General features: G+C 61.0%; 18 protein-coding genes. 15 read left to right on the top strand and 3 right to left on the bottom strand.

The genetic code is table 11. The features are described 5' to 3' along the window. Positions 1-5 precede the first annotated feature (5 nt). The 11 genes from ispC (at position 6) to KY494_RS04795 (ending at position 11,732) form a co-directional block, all read left to right on the top strand. The gene (gene ispC, locus KY494_RS04845; protein WP_219890123.1) at positions 6-1,190 is read left to right on the top strand and encodes a 1-deoxy-D-xylulose-5-phosphate reductoisomerase; all 1,185 of its coding nucleotides are present in this window, start codon (positions 6-8) and stop codon (positions 1,188-1,190) included. Next, positions 1,187-2,548, top strand: a complete 1,362-nt coding sequence (gene rseP, locus KY494_RS04840) for an RIP metalloprotease RseP (RefSeq protein ID WP_219890122.1) — start codon at positions 1,187-1,189, stop codon at positions 2,546-2,548. Before ispC ends, rseP begins: the two co-directional genes overlap by 4 nt. Before the next feature lie 83 nt (positions 2,549-2,631). Continuing rightward, positions 2,632-4,968: an outer membrane protein assembly factor BamA gene (gene bamA / locus KY494_RS04835; protein ID WP_219135451.1), complete on the top strand. Its 2,337-nt coding sequence runs from the start codon at positions 2,632-2,634 to the stop codon at positions 4,966-4,968. A 51-nt stretch (positions 4,969-5,019) separates the two neighbouring features. Beyond that, positions 5,020-5,538 (top strand): OmpH family outer membrane protein, encoded by a 519-nt coding sequence (locus KY494_RS04830; protein ID WP_219135450.1) that lies wholly within the window; start codon positions 5,020-5,022, stop codon positions 5,536-5,538. Between the two features lie 25 nt (positions 5,539-5,563). Next, entirely contained in the window at positions 5,564-6,619 is a 1,056-nt protein-coding gene (gene lpxD, locus KY494_RS04825) for a UDP-3-O-(3-hydroxymyristoyl)glucosamine N-acyltransferase (protein WP_219135449.1), read from the top strand. Beyond that, complete coding sequence (gene fabZ, locus KY494_RS04820; protein WP_071077748.1) at positions 6,616-7,110, top strand: 3-hydroxyacyl-ACP dehydratase FabZ; 495 nt, start codon at positions 6,616-6,618, stop codon at positions 7,108-7,110. Before lpxD ends, fabZ begins: the two co-directional genes overlap by 4 nt. After that, entirely contained in the window at positions 7,110-7,901 is a 792-nt protein-coding gene (gene lpxA, locus KY494_RS04815; RefSeq protein WP_035818170.1) for an acyl-ACP--UDP-N-acetylglucosamine O-acyltransferase, read from the top strand. The genes fabZ and lpxA overlap by 1 nt, the downstream gene beginning before the upstream one ends. Continuing rightward, positions 7,885-9,060, top strand: coding sequence for a lipid-A-disaccharide synthase (gene lpxB / locus KY494_RS04810; protein WP_219890121.1), 1,176 nt, complete (start codon positions 7,885-7,887; stop codon positions 9,058-9,060). Before lpxA ends, lpxB begins: the two co-directional genes overlap by 17 nt. A 43-nt stretch (positions 9,061-9,103) precedes the next feature. Next, a complete protein-coding gene (gene rnhB, locus KY494_RS04805; RefSeq protein ID WP_219135446.1) occupies positions 9,104-9,742 on the top strand; it encodes a ribonuclease HII in 639 nt (212 codons plus the stop codon). Next, on the top strand, positions 9,739-10,524 hold the full coding sequence (locus KY494_RS04800) for an RNA methyltransferase (protein ID WP_219135445.1): 786 nt from the start codon (positions 9,739-9,741) through the stop codon (positions 10,522-10,524). Before rnhB ends, KY494_RS04800 begins: the two co-directional genes overlap by 4 nt. 11 nt (positions 10,525-10,535) lie before the next feature. Beyond that, entirely contained in the window at positions 10,536-11,732 is a 1,197-nt protein-coding gene (locus KY494_RS04795) for an aminotransferase class V-fold PLP-dependent enzyme (RefSeq protein ID WP_219890120.1), read from the top strand. Between the two features lie 36 nt (positions 11,733-11,768). Here the strand turns inward: KY494_RS04795 and KY494_RS04790 are convergent, their stop codons facing one another. The 3 genes from KY494_RS04790 to KY494_RS04780 all read right to left on the bottom strand — a co-directional run bounded on the left by KY494_RS04790 (position 11,769) and on the right by KY494_RS04780 (position 14,095). After that, positions 11,769-12,320, bottom strand: a complete 552-nt coding sequence (locus KY494_RS04790; protein WP_219135443.1) for a hypothetical protein — start codon at positions 12,318-12,320, stop codon at positions 11,769-11,771. 60 nt (positions 12,321-12,380) lie between these two features. Beyond that, on the bottom strand, positions 12,381-12,791 hold the full coding sequence (locus KY494_RS04785; RefSeq protein ID WP_219890119.1) for a DUF4136 domain-containing protein: 411 nt from the start codon (positions 12,789-12,791) through the stop codon (positions 12,381-12,383). A gap of 455 nt (positions 12,792-13,246) precedes the next feature. Then, positions 13,247-14,095: a pyruvate, water dikinase regulatory protein gene (locus tag KY494_RS04780; protein ID WP_100872735.1), complete on the bottom strand. Its 849-nt coding sequence runs from the start codon at positions 14,093-14,095 to the stop codon at positions 13,247-13,249. A 152-nt stretch (positions 14,096-14,247) separates the two neighbouring features. Here KY494_RS04780 and ppsA point away from each other — a divergent pair, with 152 nt between their 5' ends. From ppsA to KY494_RS04760, 4 genes are all read left to right on the top strand, one after another. Beyond that, complete coding sequence (ppsA, locus tag KY494_RS04775) at positions 14,248-16,680, top strand: phosphoenolpyruvate synthase (RefSeq protein ID WP_219890118.1); 2,433 nt, start codon at positions 14,248-14,250, stop codon at positions 16,678-16,680. A gap of 141 nt (positions 16,681-16,821) precedes the next feature. Beyond that, positions 16,822-17,319 (top strand): Dps family protein, encoded by a 498-nt coding sequence (locus tag KY494_RS04770; RefSeq protein WP_219135441.1) that lies wholly within the window; start codon positions 16,822-16,824, stop codon positions 17,317-17,319. A 177-nt stretch (positions 17,320-17,496) separates the two neighbouring features. Further along, on the top strand, positions 17,497-17,913 hold the full coding sequence (locus tag KY494_RS04765; protein ID WP_219890117.1) for an NfeD family protein: 417 nt from the start codon (positions 17,497-17,499) through the stop codon (positions 17,911-17,913). 15 nt (positions 17,914-17,928) lie between these two features. Beyond that, the gene (locus KY494_RS04760) at positions 17,929-18,873 is read left to right on the top strand and encodes an SPFH domain-containing protein (protein WP_219890116.1); all 945 of its coding nucleotides are present in this window, start codon (positions 17,929-17,931) and stop codon (positions 18,871-18,873) included. Positions 18,874-19,248 lie beyond the last annotated feature (375 nt).

Genomic DNA, 19,248 nt, shown 5'->3' with positions numbered 1-19,248 from the left:
AACTCATGCAATACATCACCATTCTTGGCGCGACCGGCTCGGTCGGCGTGTCCACCCTGGACGTGCTCGCGCGTCATCCCGAGCAATACAGCGTGTATGCGCTGAGCGCCCACAGCCGCGTGGCCGAACTGGCCGCCCAGTGTCTGCAATTCCGTCCGCAGCGCGCCGTCGTCGGTACGGCCGACGCCGCCCTTGAACTGACGCGCTTGCTGCGCGGGCAGGGCGTCGCTACGCAAGTCGAGTACGGCGTGGAAGCCCTGTGCGCCATCGCCAGCGCGCCGCAAGTGACGGGCGTGATGGCGGCCATCGTCGGCGCGGCCGGCCTGGCGCCCACCCTGGCGGCGGCACGCGCCGGCAAGAAAGTATTGCTGGCCAATAAAGAAGCGCTGGTCATGTCGGGCCAGCTGTTCATCGATGCCGTGCACGATAACGGCGCCGTGCTGCTGCCCATCGACAGCGAACATAACGCCATCTTCCAATGCATGCCGCACGCGCATGGCCGCGCGCCAGGCGCCGCGGGCGTGGCGAAAATCGTGCTGACGGCTTCCGGCGGCCCCTTCCTCACGCGCGACGTCGAGACGCTCGACACGGTCACGCCGGACCAGGCATGCAAGCATCCGACCTGGGCCATGGGACGCAAGATTTCCGTCGATTCGGCCACCATGATGAACAAGGGCCTGGAAGTGATCGAAGCGCACTGGCTGTTCGGCGCGCCGGCCGACCAGATCGAGGTGCTGATCCATCCGCAAAGCGTGATCCATTCGATGGTCTCGTATATCGACGGTTCCGTGCTGGCCCAGCTGGGCAATCCGGACATGCGCACGCCGATCGCGCATGCGCTGGCGTATCCGCGGCGCATCGCTTCCGGCGTGGCGCAGCTGGATCTGGCGCAAGTGGCCACCTTGCAGTTCGAACGTCCCGATTTCCGCCGTTTCCCTTGCCTGGCGCTGGCGTTCGACGCCTTGCGCGCGGGCGGCACGGCGCCGGCCCTGCTCAATGCAGCCAATGAAGTGGCCGTGCAAGCGTTTCTTGACGAGCAGATCGGCTTCCGCCAGATCGACAGAGTCATCTCCCACGTGATCGAGACGGTGCCGCATGGCGCCGCCTCGAGCATCGAGGCCGTGATGGAGCAGGACCGCCTGGCCAGAGCGGCCGCGCACGCGTATATCGCCCAGAGGCTGGCCGCATGACCTTGATTACCACCTTGCTGGCCTTTATCGTCGCGCTCGGTTCACTGATTACCCTGCACGAGCTGGGCCACTACCTGGTGGCGCGCTGGTGCGGCGTGAAAGTGCTGCGCTTCTCGATCGGCATGGGGAAAGTGGTGTATTCGCGCAAGTTTGGCAAGGACCAGACGGAATGGGCGATTTCCGCGCTGCCGTTGGGCGGCTATGTGAGCATGCTCGACAGCCGCGCGCAAGACCTCAGTGACTTGCCGGAAAGCGAATTGCGCCGCGAATTCACGCGCCAGAGCGTGTGGCGCCGCATCGCCATCGTGGCCGCCGGTCCGCTGGCCAATTTCCTCGTCGCCATCGTGCTGTATGCGGGCCTGTTCATGCATGGCATCGAAGAGCCGTCGAGCAAGCTCGGTCCCGTGGCCGAGCAGACGGCCGCCTACGCGGCCGGCTTGCGCAGCGGCGATACGGTTGAAACGGTGAATGGCAAGGCCGTGGCCAGCTGGTCCGAGCTGCGCTGGGAACTGATCCAGGCCACCCTCGACAAGCAGCCGGCGCGCATCGAAGTGCGCCGTCCCGACCGTGGCCAGCAGGAAGCGACCTTGCCGACGGCCAGCCTGACGGAGACGGACCTGGAAGGCGACGTGCTGGGCAAGCTGGGCCTGACCCTGGCCCGTTCCGCGCCGACCCTGATGGAAATCATGCCCGGCGGCGCCGCCGCGCGCGCCGGCCTGCAGAAAAACGACCAGATCCTGGCCATCGACGAGCAGCCCGTGCACGACGTGGCGTCCGTCATCGCCACCCTGAGCCAGGCGCCTGGCCGGACCTTGCAATTGCAACTCTTGCGCCAGGGCCAGGACCTGACCTTGCCCATTACGCCGGAGGCCGTGCCGGGTGCGGGGACAGCGGGAGCTGTAACAGTTGGTAAGATCCAGGCAAAGCTGGGGCAGGTGCCGGATATGATTACCGTGGCATCCGGACCGTTCTCTGCCGTGGGCAAGGCGTCCACCAAGGTCTGGGACACGAGTGTCATGAGCCTGAAAATGCTGGGTAAAATGATTACCGGCCAGGTCTCGCTGAAGAATGTGACGGGACCCATTACCATCGCCGATTACGCGGGCCAGACGGCGCGCACCGGCCTGGTAAGCTACCTGAGCTTCATCGCCTTCATCAGTATCAGTCTGGGCGTGATGAATTTGCTACCCATTCCTGTTCTGGATGGCGGGCATTTGCTGTATTATTCGCTGGAAGTTTTGACCGGACGCCCCTTGCCGGAGCGCGTAGGCGAGATTGCCCAGCGCCTGGGGATCGGTTTGTTGCTGACCTTGATGGTGCTTGCCGTCTTTAATGACGTGTTGCGATTGCTGAATTAGGGCGGTGGTTGATGCCATTGCGTGAGTCGCACAAGCAATCTTTTGTGTATGTTGTCCATTGATTTACCCATTGAATAACCCCAATGAAATTACATTCTGCTCGTTTTGCCTTGCCTTCCTTTCGTCGCAGCCTGATCGGCGCCGCCGTCATGGCCTTCTGTGCCGGCCATGCGCTGGCCGTCCAGCCATTTACTGTCAAGGACATCCGGGTCGAAGGGATCCAGCGTACTGAAGCGGGTACTGTTTTCAGCTACCTGCCGGTGCGCGTCGGCGAAACGTTCTCCGACGAGAAGAGTATCGCCGCCATCAAAGCCCTGTACGCGACGGGTTTTTTCAAGGACGTGCGCCTGGAAGTCGATGGCGACGTGCTGGTGGTACTGGTCGAGGAGCGCCCGGCCATCGCTGCCGTGGAATTCACGGGCACCAAGGAATTTGAAAAAGATGTGCTGGTCAAGGCCTTGAAGGAAATCGGCGTCGGCGAAGCCAAGATTTTCGACAAGGCTTCGGTCGACCGCGCGGAACAGGAGCTCAAGCGCCAGTATCTGTCGCATGGCCTGTACGGCGTGAAGATCACCACCACCGTCACGCCGATCGAGCGTAACCGCGTCAACGTGGTGTTCGCCGTCGACGAGGGCGACGTGGCCCGCATCAAGCAGATCAACATCGTCGGCAACAAGGCCTTCACGGACAAGGAACTGCGCGAACAGCTGGCCCTGAACACGGGTGGCTGGTTCAGCTGGTACACCAAGGCCGACCAGTATTCGAAGACCAAGCTGACGGGCGACATCGAAGCGCTGAAGTCCTACTACCTGGACCGCGGCTATATCGAGATGCAGGTCGATTCCACGCAAGTGTCGATCACGCCCGATAAAAAAGACATTTACCTGACGATCAATATCACCGAAGGTGAAAAGTACAAGATCGCCGGCACCAAGTTCGAAGGCGAGATGTTCGGCCGCGAAGAAGAGCTGAAGGCGCTGAACCTGATGCGCGAAGGCGAGATCTACTCGGGCGCGCGCCTGACTGCCACGAATAAACGCATCCAGGACCGCCTGGCCACGTTCGGCTATGCCTTTGCCAACGTCAACGCCAATCCGGAAATCAACCGTGACAAGCATGAAGTAGGTTTTACTTTCTTCATCGATCCGGGCAAGCGCGTGTACGTGCGCCACATGAATATCGCCGGCAACACCACTACGCGCGATGAAGTCATCCGCCGCGAATTCCGCCAGTTCGAATCGTCCTGGTACGACAGCAACAAGATCAAGCTGTCGCGCGACCGTGTCGACCGCCTCGGCTACTTCAAGGACGTGACCATCGACACGCCGGAAGCGCAGGGCTCGACCGACCAGGTCGACGTCAACGTGACGGTGGTGGAAAAACCAACGGGTAACTTCCTGATCGGTGGCGCCTTCTCGCAATCGGAGAAGTTCACCCTGTCGGCATCGATTTCGCAGGCCAACTTCGCCGGTAGCGGCAACACGGTCGGCATTGAACTCAATACCAGCCATTACAGCCGCACGATTGCGTTCTCGCAAACCAATCCGTACTTTACGGACGATGGCATTTCGCGCAGCTTTGAAGTTTACCTGCGTACGACGGAACCGCCGGCGCTGAACATCGGCAGCTACAAGATCAAGCAAACCGGTGGCCGCGTCAGTTTCGGCGTGCCGTTCTCGGAAGTCGACACCATCTTCTTCGGCATCGGCGCCGAGCGTTCGCGCATCGAAACCGACATCACCAGCCCGATCCGCTTCAAGCAGTACGTGATCGACAATGGCGGCCCGTCGGACGGTATCGGTTCGGCCACGACCAATTCCATCCCGCTGACGGCGGCATGGCAGCGCGACAGCCGCGACAGCGCCCTGACGCCATCGATCGGCCGCTACCAGCGCGTCAACCTGGAGGCTGACCTGATCGGCGACCAGAAATACTTCCGTGCCATCTATGAGCACCAGTATTTCCGTCCGCTGTTCAGCAAGGTCACCCTGGCGCTGAAGGGTGAACTCGATTACGGCCACGGCATCGGCAAGCACGTGTACCCGGTGTTCAAGAACTTCTACGGCGGCGGCATCGGTTCCGTGCGCGGCTACCTGAGTTCCTCGCTGGGCGCGGTCGAACCGAGCACCAACGATGCACTGGGCGGCGCTTCACGCCTGATCGGTAACGCCGAACTGCAGATGCCATTCCCCGGTTCGGGCAATGACCGCAGCCTGCGCTGGTTCGGTTTTCTTGACGGCGGCCAGGTCTACCAGGAAGGCGAAAAAATGCGGATCTCGCAATTGCGCTATTCTGCTGGCTTGGGCATCAGCTGGATTTCACCGGTGGGCCCGCTCAAGCTGAGCTATGCCAAGCCGCTGAACGCCAAGCCGACGGACCGCCTGGAGCGCTTCCAGTTCCAGATGGGCACCGGTTTCTGACCGGCCATCTGAACCGGGGCGACAGCTTTTACCTTTTGACCATGGAGTATCATGAACACCGCATCCGCTACCCTGCCCAAGTCCCTTGCCGTGATCGCATTGTGCTGGAGTTCGCTGTTGCCGGTGCAGGCGCAGGCTCAGGAGTCGAAAATCGCCTGGATCAGCAGCGAACGTATTTATAACGAATCGAAGCTGGCCAAAGCGGCCAGCGCCAAGCTGGCCGAAGAGTTCCGCTCGCGCGAAAAAGCCGTGCAGGAACTGGGCAGCCGCTTCAAGGTGGCCAACGAAGCCCTGGAAAAGGACATGCCCACCCTGAGCGAAGCCGAGCGCGCCAAGCGCCAGCGCGAGTTTTTCGAGCTGGACAAGGAGCTGCAACGCCGCCAGCGCGAATTTCGCGAAGACCTGAGCCAGCGCACGAACGAAGAGCGCAGCGCCATCGCGGAAAAAGCCAACACCATCATCCAGCAGATGGCGCATATCGAAGGATATGACATCGTGCTGCAGGAAGCCCTGTGGGCCAGCCCGCGCATCGACATCACCGACAAGGTCTTGAAGGCGCTGGACAAGTAACAGTAACAAAATAAGGGTTATCAAGATGGGCACTCGACTAGGAGACTTGGTCGAACGCTTCGGTGGTCAATTGGCGGGCGATCCCAACCTGGAAGTCACAGGGATCGCGCCGCTGGCCGACGCCGGCGCTTCGCACATCAGCTTTCTCAGCAATAGCAAATTCCGCGCGCAGGCCGCCCAGAGCGGCGCCGCGGCGCTGATACTCACGCCGGCCGACGACGCGCTGATCGGCGTTGAATACACCGGCGCGCGCATCGTCACACCGAATCCCTATGTGTATTTCGCGCGCGCGGCGCAGTATTTCGCCGCCCTGCACGAGATCAAGGCGCCGATCGGCATCCATCCGGCCGCCTTTGTCGATGCCAGCGCGCAGGTCGATGCCAGCGCCTCAGTCGGCGTGCACGCGGTGATCGAGGCGGGCGCCGTGATCGGTGCCGGCTGCGTCATCGGTCCCGGCTGCGTGGTGGGGCGCGACGCCGTCATTGGCGCGGGCACGCAATTGCTCGCCAACGTGACCTTCCATGCGCGTTGCGTGATCGGTCAGCGCGGCATCATCCATTCCGGCGCCGTGATCGGCACCGACGGATTCGGCTTCGCCAACGAAGGCGGCGTCTACATCAAGATTCCGCAGACGGGCAGGGTGGTGATCGGTGACGATGTCGATATCGGCGCCAATACCACCATCGACCGTGGCGCACTGGCCGACACCATCATCGAAGATGGCGTCAAGCTCGACAACCAGATCCAGATCGGCCACAACTGCCATATCGGCGCGCATACGGCCATGGCCGGCTGCGTCGGCGTGGCCGGCAGCGCCGTCATCGGCAAGTATTGCACCTTTGGCGGCGCCGCCATGGTGCTCGGCCATTTGACGATCGCCGACCGCGTCCACGTGGGCTCGGGCAGCATGGTCTCGCGCTCGATCGCGGAAGCGGGCCAGTACACGGGGTTTTATCCGCTGGCCAAGAACGCCGACTGGGAAAAGAGCGCCGCCATCGTGCGCAACCTGTCAAGCATGCGCGAGAAGATACGCACGCTTGAAAAAACAATTAAAACACTGACCACGCAAGACGAAAAATGACTACTGAAAAAAAGACCCTCGACATCCTCGCCATCAAATCGCTGCTGCCGCACCGCTATCCGCTGCTGCTGGTTGACCGCGTGCTGGACTGGGAAGCGAACAAAACCATCACCGCCATCAAGAACGTGACGGTCAATGAAGAGTTCTTCCAGGGCCATTTCCCGCACAAGCCGGTCATGCCTGGCGTGCTGATGATCGAAGCGCTGGCGCAAACGGCGGCCTTGCTGTCGTTCCTGTCGATGGGCGTGAAACCGGATGAGAACTCGGTGGTGTACTTTGTCGGCATCGACAATGCGCGTTTCAAGCGTCCTGTCGAACCGGGCGACCAGCTGAAGATGGACGTGGAAATCCTGCGCGTCTCGCGCGGCATCTGGAAATACAAGGCGGTCGGCTCGGTCGACGGCAAAGTGGCGCTGGAAGCGGAATTGATGTGCACCATCCGTAGCGCGCAGGATGCGAGCCAGTCTGCGAGCCAACCAGCGGGGCAGTGATGGCGGCGATCCACTCCACGGCAGTCATCGATCCGAAGGCTGAGCTCGACAGCTCGGTCGAAGTGGGTCCGTACACCATCATCGGTCCGCACGTGCGCATCGGTGCCGGCACCAAAGTTGGCCCGCACGTGGTCATCGACGGCCACACGACGATCGGCAGCGACAACCACCTGTTCCAGTTTTCTTCCATCGGCGCGCAGCCGCAGGATAAAAAATGGGCGGGCGAGGCGACGCGCCTGGACATCGGCGACCGCAACACTATCCGCGAATTCTGCACCTTCAACACGGGCACCGTGCAAGGTGGCGGCGTGACGCGCCTGGGCAATGACAACTGGATCTCGGCGTATGTGCACCTGGCGCACGACTGCCTGGTGGGCAACAACACGATTTTCTCGAACAACGCCCAGCTGGCGGGCCACGTGGAGATCGGCGACTGGGTCATCATGAGCGGTTTCGCCAATGTGCACCAGTTCTGCAAGATCGGCGCGCACGCCTTTGTCGGCATGAGCACCAGCCTGACGCAGGACGTGCCGCCGTTCGTGCTCTTGAACGGCAATCCGGCGCAGGCGCATGGCGTGAATATCGAAGGCTTGAAGCGCCGCGGCTTTACGCGCGAGCAGATCAACGGCATCCGCACCGCGTATAAACTCATCTACCGCGCGGGACTGACCCTGGAAGAATCCAAGGCGGCCCTGTTCGAAGAAGAAGCGGCATCGTCGCCCGAGGTGGCGCAACACATTCGCGCCATGCGCGAATTCCTTGGCGTGGCATCGCGTGGCATCGTCCGCTGACCGGTCCAGCGACCTGTCGGTCGCCATCGTCGCCGGCGAGGTGTCGGGCGACCTGCTGGCCAGCCGGCTGCTGTCCGGCCTGGTGCCGCAGCTGCCCGGCGCGCGCTTCCATGGCATCGGCGGCGAGCACATGGCCAGGCAGGGTTTTGTGTCCGACTGGCCGCTCGACAAGCTGACCGTGCGCGGCCTGTTTGAGATCATTCCCCGCTACCGCGAAATCAAGGGCATCCAGAACGCGCTGCGCGACCAGCTGCTGGCGGAGCGTCCCGCCGTTTTCATCGGCGCCGACTATCCCGGTTTCAACCTGGGGCTGGAGCAGCAGCTCAAGGAAGGCGGCATCCCCACCGTGCACTACATCGGGCCGCAGATCTGGGCCTGGCGCGGTGGCCGCATCAAGAAAATCATCAAGGCCGTCTCGCACATGCTGGTGATCTTCCCGTTCGAGGAAGAAATCTACCGCAAGGCGGGCGTGCCCGTCACCTATGTCGGCCATCCGCTGGCCGAGATGATTCCGTTGCAGCCCGACGAAGCGGCCGCGCGCCGCACCCTGGGCTTGCCGCAAGACGCGAATGTCGTGACCCTGATGCCGGGCAGCCGCATGGGGGAACTCAAATACAATGCGGTGGCCTTTGTCGGCGCCTGCAAGCTGCTGCTGGCGCGCGACCGCTCCCTGCGTTTCGTCGCGCCCATGGCCGGCGAGAAGCAGCGCCAGTACTTCCTGCAACTGGTACGTGAAGCTGGCCTGCAGGACGTCGAGATATTGCTCACCGACGGCGGCTCGCACACGGCCATCTGCGCCGCCGATGCGGTATTGGTGGCGTCCGGCACGGCCTCGCTGGAAGTGGCGCTGTACAAGAAGCCGATGGTCATCGCCTACAAGATGATGCGCGCCTCGTGGGAAATCATGCGCCACATGGGCTACCAGCCGTGGATTGGGCTGCCCAACATCCTGGCGCGCGACTACCTGGTGCCCGAGCTGCTGCAAAACGCGGCCAGCCCGGAAGCACTGGCCGAGGCCATGTGGCAGCAGCTGAGCGACGTGCCGGGCCGTTTGCGCCTGGTGCAGCGCTTCACGGACATGCACCACAGCCTGCTGCGCGACAGCGCGCGCGAGAGCGCCAACGCCGTCATGCAAGTCATCGCCGCCAACCGCAAGTAACTCCAATCACCGCTCCAAGCGCATTACCAACCAAAGATTCAACGTGAAAAATATCTATCCCGGCCTGTTTGACGACTTGCCATTCTCGCTCGATGAAATCATCTGCGGCGTCGACGAGGCAGGCCGCGGTCCGCTGGCCGGCCCCGTCTTCGCCGCCGCCGTGATCCTCGACCCGAGTCAGCCGATCGACGGCTTGCGCGACTCGAAAAAACTCAGCGAAGCCAAGCGCGACCTGCTGGCGCCGCAAATCAAGGCCAAGGCCCTGGCCTGGGCCATCGCCGAAGCGTCGGAAGAGGAAATCGACCGCCTGAACATTTTGCAGGCGTCGATGCTGGCCATGCGCCGCGCCGTCGAGGCGTTGAGTACCGTGCCGACCCTGGCCCTGATCGACGGCAACCGCTGCCCCGTGATGCCGATACGCGGCATGGCCATCATCGGTGGCGACGACAAGGTCGATTCGATTTCCGCCGCCTCGATCCTGGCCAAGACGGCGCGCGACGCGGCCCTGGTGCACCTGCACGCGGCCTATCCCGAGTACTGCTTCGACCAGCACAAGGGCTATGGCACCAAGCTGCACCTGGAACGCCTGCACCTGCACGGCGCCTCGCCCGTGCACCGCCGCTCGTTCGCGCCCGTGCGCAATGTGATCGCCCTGTTTGGCGCGCAGGAGGTGGTGGCATGAAGACGATTACCTCGCGCGACAACGCGCAATACAAGGAGCTGTTGAAACTGGCGGGCAGTTCGCAGGCGCGCCGCAAGTCCGGCCGCACCCTGCTCGACGGCGTGCACCTGTGCCAGTCGTATCTGCAGCTGCGCGGCATGCCGGAGCAGTGCATCGTCAGCGAAGGCGCCTTGCGCAATCCGGAAGTGATGGAGATCGTCGGCCAGCTGGAAAGCCAGCGCGCGCATGTACTGGGCTTGCCCGACGCGCTGTACCACGCGGTGAGCCAGGTCGAACACGGCGTGGGCGTGATGTTCCTCATCGAGACGCCTGAACGGGCCGTCACGCAGCCCCTGAGCGTATCGGCCGTGCTGCTCGATAACCTGCAAGACCCGGGCAATGTCGGCTCCATCCTGCGCAGCGCGGCGGCAGCCGGCATCACGCAGGTGTACTGCAGCGCCGGCACGGCCTTCTGCTGGTCGCCGAAGGTGCTGCGCGCGGCGATGGGCGCGCACTTCGTGCTCGACATCTTTGAAAACGTCGATCTGGCGGCACTGGTCGCCGACGCGAAGGTGGCGACACTCGCCACCAGCGGCTACGCCACGAAGCAGCTGTACGACGTCGACCTGCGCCAGCCCGTCGCCTGGCTGTTCGGCCATGAAGGGCAGGGCGTGGCCGACGACCTGCTGTCGATGGCGACGCACCAGGTGGTCATTCCGCACCTGGGCCAGATCGAATCGCTGAACGTGGCCGCCTGCGCCGCCGTCTGCTTCTTCGAGCAGCTGCGCCAGGGCCAGGCCTGAACAGGGTCGCCATGTCTTTCCCTGTGCTCGCCGACGGTGCCGCACGTGACGAGGCCTGGTGGCGCCAGGTCGCCGCGTTGTATCCCGCGCCGCCGGACGCCATCGTCAATCTGGAGCATGGCTATTTCGGCGCCATGGCCGCGCCCGTGCAAGCCGCCTTCGAGCAGGCCGTGCGCTACACGAATGAGCAGCTGAGTCCCTTCGTGCGCGGCGAATTCACGCGCACGCATGTGGATATCCTGCGCCAGCGCCTGGCCGCGCTGATCCACGCCGAACCGCACGAGATCCTGCTGACCCGCAGCGGCACCGAGTCCATGCAGGTGCTGATCACGCAATACCATGGCCTGGCGCCCGGCGATACGGTGTTGTGGAGTAATCTCGATTATCCGGCCACGCGCACGGCCATGCGCTGGCTGGCGCAGCGCCGTGGCGTCACCAGCACGCAAGTCACATTGCGCTTGCCCATCGGCGATGACGAGATCATCGCCTGTTACGCGCAAGCCATGCGCCAGGCCGTCAGGCCGAAACTGCTGTTGCTGTCGCAGGTGACGCCGGCCAATGGCCAGCAGTTGCCGCTGCGCGCCTTGATTGCGCTGGCGCGCGAACACGGCATCGATGTCGTGCTCGACAGCGCCCATGCCTTGGGGCAGGTGGCGCTCGATGTGCGCGCGATGGATGTCGATTTTGCCGGTTTTAATTTACATAAATGGCTGGGTGCTCCGCCGGGGCTGGGCTTTGTGTATATCCGCGCCGCGCAGCTGCACAAGATCGAGCCGCATTTTGGCGACGACGATTATCCATTGGACGATATCCGCTGTCGTCTGCACATGGGCATGCCGCCGATCAGCGCCATCCTGGCCGCACCCGCCGCGCTCGACTTTCATGAGCGCCTGGGTGGCACGCCAGCCAAGAACGAACGCCTGGCCTGGCTGCGCAATTACTGGGTCGAACGGGTGGCGCAGTTGCCCGGCGTGCGAATCTTGTCGCCACTGGATGCGGTGCGCGGCACGGCGCTGGTGGCGTTCGCCATCGACGGCATGGACGCGCGCGCGCTGCAGCAGGCCTTGCTGCAGCGCTTTGGCATCTTCACGGTGGAACGCAATATCGGCGACACCGATATCGTACGCGCCACGGTGGCCGTCACCACCACCACTGCAGAGCTGGACCGGCTGGTGGCGGCGCTGGAGGTGCTGGGCAACGAGGCATAGCGGCAGGTCCGCCAGGAAAGCCGGCTGTGCGGTGACTTACAGTTTCAGCTCAGCGATTTTGCGCAGGCCCTGCTCGACATTGTTACGTGCCGCACCTTCCGTCGCCAGGCGCAGGCGTGTGGTTCCTGCGAAGGCGTCGGTGGCGCTGGCCGTGTATTCCGACTTGATGGCTTCCTGCCATACCTTGCCGCTGTCGCTGGCGCGTATCAGTGTCCAGCCCATTTCCAGGCCCACAGTGAAGGAAAAGCCGAAATTGGGCTGGACGACGTTGACGATGTTGACGGTCAGCAGGTAGTCGCCGCCCTTGCCGGGCACCACGCGCGAAAAGGTCTTGGTCTGGTTGATCGCTTCGGTGACCGCTTTCGCCAGTTCCGCGTTGTCGATCTGCGATTTACCCAGGGTGTCGGTGCCGCTGCCGCCGAGCGCCGCCACTGACACCGATTGTGGGTGTTGCTGGCTTACTTTCAGTGTCACCGGCACCATTGCCTGATAGGTGACGGGTGATGCGCAACCGCCCAGTGCCAGCAGAGTGGCAACGACAGGGATGGCGAGCAGGCGCGCTGCATGGAATGGCAGAATTTTTTTCATGATATGGGTCGTGGATGAGTGAACACGGCGCGGTTTGCCGCAGGCAGCAAACCGCAGGATTTACTGCGGCGAGGCGGAAAAAATATTATTCAGCACTTCATCGACCATTTCGTCGGGCGACTTGCGCGCCATCGAGGTATGGAAGGAATTGCCAGTGGCAAGCGGGAAGCCGGTTTTCGGGTCGCGCAAGTTGACGCTCAGTTCCACCATGTACATGGTGATATCCCACACCCACTTGTCGGCGTACGTGACGGCGACATCGGCGTTGTACGGTCCCGCCAATACAGGACCGTTGGTCACCACATAGCCGCGCTTTTCCAGATTAGCCTTGATGATCTTGTCGATATGGCGCCCGTCTTGCGGCAACTTCACCACGTAGACGCTTTTGATGCTGTTCAGATCGGTTCCCGGGCTGAGCGAGCTGGTGGCTTTATTGACAGCGCAGCCGGTCAGTGACAGGGCCGCCAACATAGTGCAGCTTGACGCAAAAACGGAAAGGGTATTACGTTTAAACATACTATGATGGCCTTGGTGGTAACGTGATCGAGCAAAAATAATGTCCGCGCGGTGGAGAACTCTTATTTGCTTTTAAGAAATAAAATAATAATGCATTTCTGATAAATAAGAAAGTGTAAAGATTGAGTTTTCAGCCAGCTGCGACCTGGCCTGCTATCGGCCACGCCGGATCACCGCAGTTTGGTCAGGGACATCGAAAGGGAGTTTTTGATCACTGGCCAGTCGGGGATGACTGCAGCAGAGAGTAAGGTCGTGGAAAGTGCGAAAGATATTTTAAGAGCAAGCCACTGGCAAGACCTCGGCCAGCGGCAGTGCCACTTCAACAGGCGATAGCCTGGGCCACCTCACGTTTTATTGCAGACACCTTGCTTTCGACGTGATGCCTGCGCTACGCGGCGGAGCCTTCTGTGTCAATACTCGCGGCGGTTCGGCTTGATTTCTTGCAGGATCGTCGTGGAGATTTCTTCGATCGACTTGGTGGTCGAGGAGAGCCAGCGGATACCTTCGCGTTTCATCATTTTTTCCGCCTCGTTGACCTCGTAACGGCAATTTTCGATGGCCGCATACTTGCTTCCGGCGCGTCTTTCGTTGCGTATTTCCGACAAACGTTCGGGCGTAATGCTTAATCCAAAAATTTTATTCTTAAATTCCAGCAGGGCCGATGGCAGCTTGTCGCGCTCGAAATCGTCGGGAATCAGCGGATAATTGGCTGCCTTGATGCCGTATTGCATGGCCAGGTACAGGCTGGTCGGGGTCTTGCCAGAGCGCGAAACACCCACCAGAATGACATCGGCCGAGGACAGGTTCTTGTGCGACTGGCCATCGTCGTGCGCCAGCGAATAGTTGATCGCCTCGATGCGATTTTTGTATTCTTCGCTGTCGACGATATTGTGCGAGCGCCCGATGGTGTGGGTCGACATCACGCCCAGTTCCTGCTCCAGCGGGGCGACAAAGGTCTGGATCAGGTCCATGTGCATGCCGCTGGACTTGCGGATCACGGCCGACAGGTCGTTCTTCACCAGGGTGGAGAAAATGATCGGGCGCTGGCCATCGGTGACGAAGGCTTCGTTGATCTTGCGCGCCGCCTCGTAGGCCTTGTCCATGGTATCGATGAAGGGCAGGCGGATCTGGCGGAAACGCAGATCGAACTGCGTCAGCACCGAGTGGCCGAAGGTCTCGGCGGTAATGCCGGTGCCGTCGGAAACGAAGAAGACGGTGCGGGCCGCGGAGGGCAGGGGGGGGCGTGGATCTTGTGTCATGGGTTTTCGGATCAAGATTGTGCGTCGTCAATTTGCGCCGCACAAGGTAAAATGGCTGCAACGGTATGATTGTGCTGCACGACGCCAAGAATAACAAGAAGACTGTCCGTGCACCGCGCGTAAAGATTTCTATCATCAGTAAGGGTGTCATTATGACCAACGCAGTATCGCAACAGCAGGAAGACAAGGACGCGGTGTATGTTGCCTCGTTCGAGCATTTGCGCATGACGGATGTCGAATCCGTCGGCGGCAAGAACGCCTCCCTGGGCGAAATGATCAGCCAGCTGGCGGAAGCCGGCGTGCGCGTGCCCGGTGGCTTTGCCACCACGGCGCAGGCATTCCGCGATTTCCTGTCGTATAGCGCCAACGGCGGCTTGCCGCTGGCCGAACGCATCGCCCAGCGCCTCGAAGGGCTGAACATCGATGACGTGCGCTCGCTGGCGCAAGCCGGTGCCGAGATCCGGCTATGGATCGTGGAAACGCCATTCCAGCCACGCCTGGCCGCTGAAATCGACCAGTTCTATGCCAAGCTGGTGGCCGATTCCGACACGGAAATGTCGTTTGCCGTGCGTTCCTCGGCCACGGCGGAAGACTTGCCGGACGCGTCGTTTGCTGGTCAGCAAGAAACCTTCCTGAACGTGGTCGGCATCGACAACGTGCTCGACGCCATGAAACAGGTGTTCGCCTCGCTGTACAACGACCGTGCCATCTCGTACCGCGTGCACAAGGGCTTTACGCACGCGGAAGTGGCCTTGTCGGCCGGCGTGCAGCGCATGGTGCGTTCCGACCTGGGCGCGGCCGGCGTGATGTTCACCATCGACACGGAATCGGGCTTCAAGGACGTGGTCTTCGTCACCTCCAGCTATGGCCTGGGCGAGACCGTGGTGCAGGGCGCCGTCAATCCCGACGAATTCTATGTGCACAAACCGATGCTGGAAAAAGGCAAGTCGCCTGTGATCCGCCGCAATATCGGCTCCAAGCTGCTGAAAATGGAATTTACGAACGAAGCGAAAGCCGGCCGTTCCGTGAAAACCGTCGACGTGCCCGTCGAAATGCGCAACCGCTACTCGCTGAACGACAGCGAAGTGGTGGAACTGGCAAAGTACGCCGTCATCATCGAGAACCACTACGGCCGTCCGATGGACATCGAGTGGGGCAAGGATGGCCGCGACGGCAAGCTGTACATCCTGCAAGCGCGTCCTGAAACCGTCAAGTCGCAGCAAAAGGCGACGGACGTGCAGGAACGCTTCAAGCTGAAAAGCACGGGTACCGTGCTGACGTCCGGCCGCGCCATCGGCCAGAAGATCGGCGCCGGCCCCGTGCGCGTGATCCACGATCCGGCCGACATGGAGCGCGTGCAGCCAGGCGACGTCCTCGTTGCCGACATGACGGACCCGAACTGGGAGCCGGTCATGAAGCGCGCTGCGGCCATCGTCACCAACCGTGGCGGTCGTACTTGCCACGCAGCAATTATTGCGCGTGAACTCGGTGTGCCTGCTGTCGTCGGCTGCGGCAACGCCACCGACGTGCTGAAAGACGGCACCTTTGTCACCGTGGTGTGCTCCGAAGGCGACGAAGGCAAGATCTACGATGGCTTGCTGGAAACGGAAGTGTCGGAAGTGTCGCGTGGCGAATTGCCGAAGCTCGACACCAAGATCATGCTCAACGTGGGCAATCCGCAACTGGCGTTCGACTTCCAGTCCGTGCCGAATGCGGGCGTGGGCCTGGCGCGCCTGGAATTCATCATCAATAACAATATTGGTGTGCACCCGCGCGCGATCCTGGAATACCCGAACATCGACGCCGACCTGAAAAAGGCCGTGGAATCGGTGGCGCGCGGCCACGCTTCGCCGAAAGCGTTTTACATCGACAAGCTGGCCGAAGGCATCGCCACCATCGCCGCCGCATTCTGGCCGAAAAAAGTCATCGTGCGCCTGTCCGACTTCAAGTCGAACGAGTACAAGAAGCTGATCGGCGGTTCGCGCTACGAGCCGGACGAGGAAAACCCGATGCTGGGCTTCCGCGGCGCGGCGCGCTACCTGTCGGCCGACTTCTCCGAAGCGTTCAACATGGAATGCGAAGCGATGAAGCGCGTGCGCAATGACATGGGCCTGACGAACGTGGAAATCATGGTGCCATTCGTGCGCACCCTGGGCCAGGCCGAGAAAGTCATCGACCTGCTGGCGAAAAATGGCTTGAAGCGCGGCGAGAACGACTTGCGCGTCATCATGATGTGCGAAGTGCCATCGAACGCGATTCTGGCCGACCAGTTCCTCGACCATTTCGACGGCTTCTCGATCGGTTCGAACGATCTGACCCAGCTGACCCTGGGCCTGGACCGCGATTCCGGCATGGAATTGCTGGCCGCCGACTTCGACGAACGCGACCCAGCCGTGAAAGCCCTGCTGTCGCTGGCCATCAAGGCTTGCCTGGCGCGCGGCAAGTACATCGGCATTTGCGGTCAGGGTCCTTCGGATCACCCCGACTTCGCCGTCTGGCTGATGGAGCAGGGCATCGAATCGATGTCCCTGAATCCCGACTCGGTGATCGACACCTGGCAAAAGCTAGCCGCGCTGAAAGCGTAAGCATCTGCCCTCTGAAAACCCGCTGCCGCTCACCTGGCAGCGGGTTTTTTTACGCCTGCCATGCGGCGCACGGCAGTATTCGATGGGCTTGCGCCAGATCAGCTAAAATGATTCCACCAATACATTGAAACGGGAGTTCTCATGGCAAGCAAGAAACCGAGCAAAGTTGCAAAGATCGACATCGGCATTTCCGAGGCGGACCGCGCGAAGATCGCGGAAGGCCTGTCCGGCCTGCTGGCCGACAGCTATACCCTGTACCTGATGACGCATAATTTCCACTGGAACGTCAAGGGGCCGATGTTCAACACCCTGCACCTGATGTTCATGACGCAATACACGGAGCAGTGGGGCGCGCTGGACCTGATCGCCGAGCGCATCCGCGCCCTCGGCTATCCGGCGCCGGGCACCTACAAGGAATTCGTCAAGCTGGCCTCGATCAAGGAAATCGACGGCGTGCCGCCGGCGCTGGACATGGTCAGCCACCTGGTATCGGCACAGGAAGCGACCGCGCGCACGGCGCGCCGCTTGTTCCCGCTGCTGGAAAAAGCCAATGACCAGCCGACGGCCGACCTGATCACGCAGCGCCTCGATGTGCATGAAAAGACGGCATGGATGTTGCGCAGCCTGCTGGAAGAGTAATTGCCAGGCCGGCGGCGCTAATTCGCCCCCGGCTATTGACGCCATCAGGAATTGCGTTAGACTGCTTGTATATAGGTGTTTGGCAAGAAGAATATCAGGCTGTACTGCGCATTAAACCCCGTCGCTTATATAGGCTGCGGGGTTTTTTATTTTCGGATTCACAAGGATGGAGGCATCATGGCTGAATGGGTAGGCTGGTTTGTGGCGGCTGGCGCGGTATTGATCTTGGAACTGTTTACGGGCACGTTTTATTTGCTGATGATCGCCATCGGCATCAGTGCCGGAGGATTGGTGGCGCTGGCGGGCGGCAATGGCGGCTGGCAAGCCGTGACGGCCGCTATTGTCGGCGTGGCGGCCACGCTGTTATTGCGGCGCAGCCGTTTTGGCAGGGCGGCGCGGCGCGATGCGGCGCAGGATCCGAATGTGAACCTCGATATCGGCCAAAGCGTGGCGGTCGCGCATTGGGTCGATGGCGCGGCGCGCGTGATGTACCGCGGCGCCTTGTGGGATGTGGAACTGATTCCCGGCAGCGATACGCAGGCAGGTCATTACACCATCCGTGCCGTGCGTGGCAGCCGTTTGATTGTTGGATAACCTGGAGAGTAGATTATGGAAGTAAGCATCGGAAGCATGTCGCTGATCTTGTTATTGCTGGCATTGGTATTTGTCTTCAAGACGGTCAATGTGGTGCCGCAGCAGCATGCCTGGGTGGTGGAGCGCCTGGGCAAGTTCCACGCGGTATTGGGGCCGGGCCTGAATATCGTCGTGCCTTTTGTCGACCGTATCGCCTACAAGCACGTGCTCAAGGAAATTCCGCTCGACGTGCCGCCGCAGGTATGCATTACGCGTGACAATACGCAATTACAGGTCGATGGCATTCTGTATTTTCAGATTACCGACGCCATGCGTGCTTCGTATGGCTCGTCGAATTATATTGCCGCCATTACGCAACTGGCGCAAACGACCTTGCGTTCGGTGATCGGTAAAATGGAACTCGACAAGACATTTGAAGAACGCGACCATATCAATACGGCCATCGTGAATGCTATTGATGAATCGGCGGCGAATTGGGGAGTCAAGGTATTGCGTTATGAAATCAAGGATTTGACGCCGCCCAAGGAGATTCTGCATGCGATGCAGGCGCAGATTACGGCCGAGCGCGAAAAGCGCGCACTGATTGCCGCTTCGGAAGGGCGCAAGCAGGAGCAGATCAATATTGCCAGCGGCGAGCGCGAAGCGAACATTGCCCGCTCGGAAGGCGAAAAGCAGGCGTCGATCAACCGCGCAGAAGGTCAGGCTACGGCCATCGTCGCGCTGGCGCAAGCCAGTGCCGAGGCGCTGCGCCAGGTGGGCGCCGCCATCCGCGAGCCGGGCGGTGAAGATGCCGTCAATCTGAAAGTGGCCGAACAGTATGTGGGCGCGTTCGCGCAATTGGCGAAAACGAATAACTCGATTATCGTGCCGGCCAATCTGGGCGATATGAGTAGTTTGATCGCCACGGCGATGCAGGTGGTGAAAACGCAGAAGCCGAAAGGCAGCGTGACTATCCCCTGATTACCAGGCTGGGTGAATAGCAAGCTAGTAGCAAGGTTTCATCAATACTGCCCGCTGTATAGCGGGCAGTTTGCATTTATGGGCTGGGAATATGTGGCGGCGGCAGGCCGGAGTATCGGCGGCTGAATGAATTACATTGAAGTTTTTTCTTCATGCTATGCTATGCGCACTTTGATGATTATGTGCTGTCATGCGGCGCTTATTTCTTTGATTGACGTAACATCTGCCGCGCAGGATCCCGGATAGCGGTTGCAGGCGATGTGCGATTGGCGATAGTATTGAACCCATGTATATTTTGAATTGCAATTGCTATAAATTGCAATGAAACAGAAAGTACCGCAAAATAAATACAGCCGATGGCGCTGTATTGAATCG

The sequence above is a fragment of the Janthinobacterium sp. PAMC25594 genome (genome assembly GCF_019443505.1).
Classification (GTDB): Bacteria; Pseudomonadota; Gammaproteobacteria; order Burkholderiales; family Burkholderiaceae_D; genus Janthinobacterium.
The sequence above is the reverse complement of the archived record's forward strand: the minus strand, read 5'-3'. Positions and strand labels throughout refer to the sequence as shown.

Coding starts and splice junctions, on each gene's coding strand:
- ispC (WP_219890123.1), top strand. CDS start 6: ATGCAATACATCACCATTCTTGGCGCGACCGGCTCGGTCGGCGTGTCC.
- rseP (WP_219890122.1), top strand. CDS start 1,187: ATGACCTTGATTACCACCTTGCTGGCCTTTATCGTCGCGCTCGGTTCA.
- bamA (WP_219135451.1), top strand. CDS start 2,632: ATGAAATTACATTCTGCTCGTTTTGCCTTGCCTTCCTTTCGTCGCAGC.
- KY494_RS04830 (WP_219135450.1), top strand. CDS start 5,020: ATGAACACCGCATCCGCTACCCTGCCCAAGTCCCTTGCCGTGATCGCA.
- lpxD (WP_219135449.1), top strand. CDS start 5,564: ATGGGCACTCGACTAGGAGACTTGGTCGAACGCTTCGGTGGTCAATTG.
- fabZ (WP_071077748.1), top strand. CDS start 6,616: ATGACTACTGAAAAAAAGACCCTCGACATCCTCGCCATCAAATCGCTG.
- lpxA (WP_035818170.1), top strand. CDS start 7,110: ATGGCGGCGATCCACTCCACGGCAGTCATCGATCCGAAGGCTGAGCTC.
- KY494_RS04800 (WP_219135445.1), top strand. CDS start 9,739: ATGAAGACGATTACCTCGCGCGACAACGCGCAATACAAGGAGCTGTTG.
- KY494_RS04795 (WP_219890120.1), top strand. CDS start 10,536: ATGTCTTTCCCTGTGCTCGCCGACGGTGCCGCACGTGACGAGGCCTGG.
- KY494_RS04790 (WP_219135443.1), bottom strand. CDS start 12,320: ATGAAAAAAATTCTGCCATTCCATGCAGCGCGCCTGCTCGCCATCCCT.
- KY494_RS04785 (WP_219890119.1), bottom strand. CDS start 12,791: ATGTTGGCGGCCCTGTCACTGACCGGCTGCGCTGTCAATAAAGCCACC.
- KY494_RS04780 (WP_100872735.1), bottom strand. CDS start 14,095: ATGACACAAGATCCACGCCCCCCCCTGCCCTCCGCGGCCCGCACCGTC.
- ppsA (WP_219890118.1), top strand. CDS start 14,248: ATGACCAACGCAGTATCGCAACAGCAGGAAGACAAGGACGCGGTGTAT.
- KY494_RS04770 (WP_219135441.1), top strand. CDS start 16,822: ATGGCAAGCAAGAAACCGAGCAAAGTTGCAAAGATCGACATCGGCATT.
- KY494_RS04765 (WP_219890117.1), top strand. CDS start 17,497: ATGGCTGAATGGGTAGGCTGGTTTGTGGCGGCTGGCGCGGTATTGATC.
- KY494_RS04760 (WP_219890116.1), top strand. CDS start 17,929: ATGGAAGTAAGCATCGGAAGCATGTCGCTGATCTTGTTATTGCTGGCA.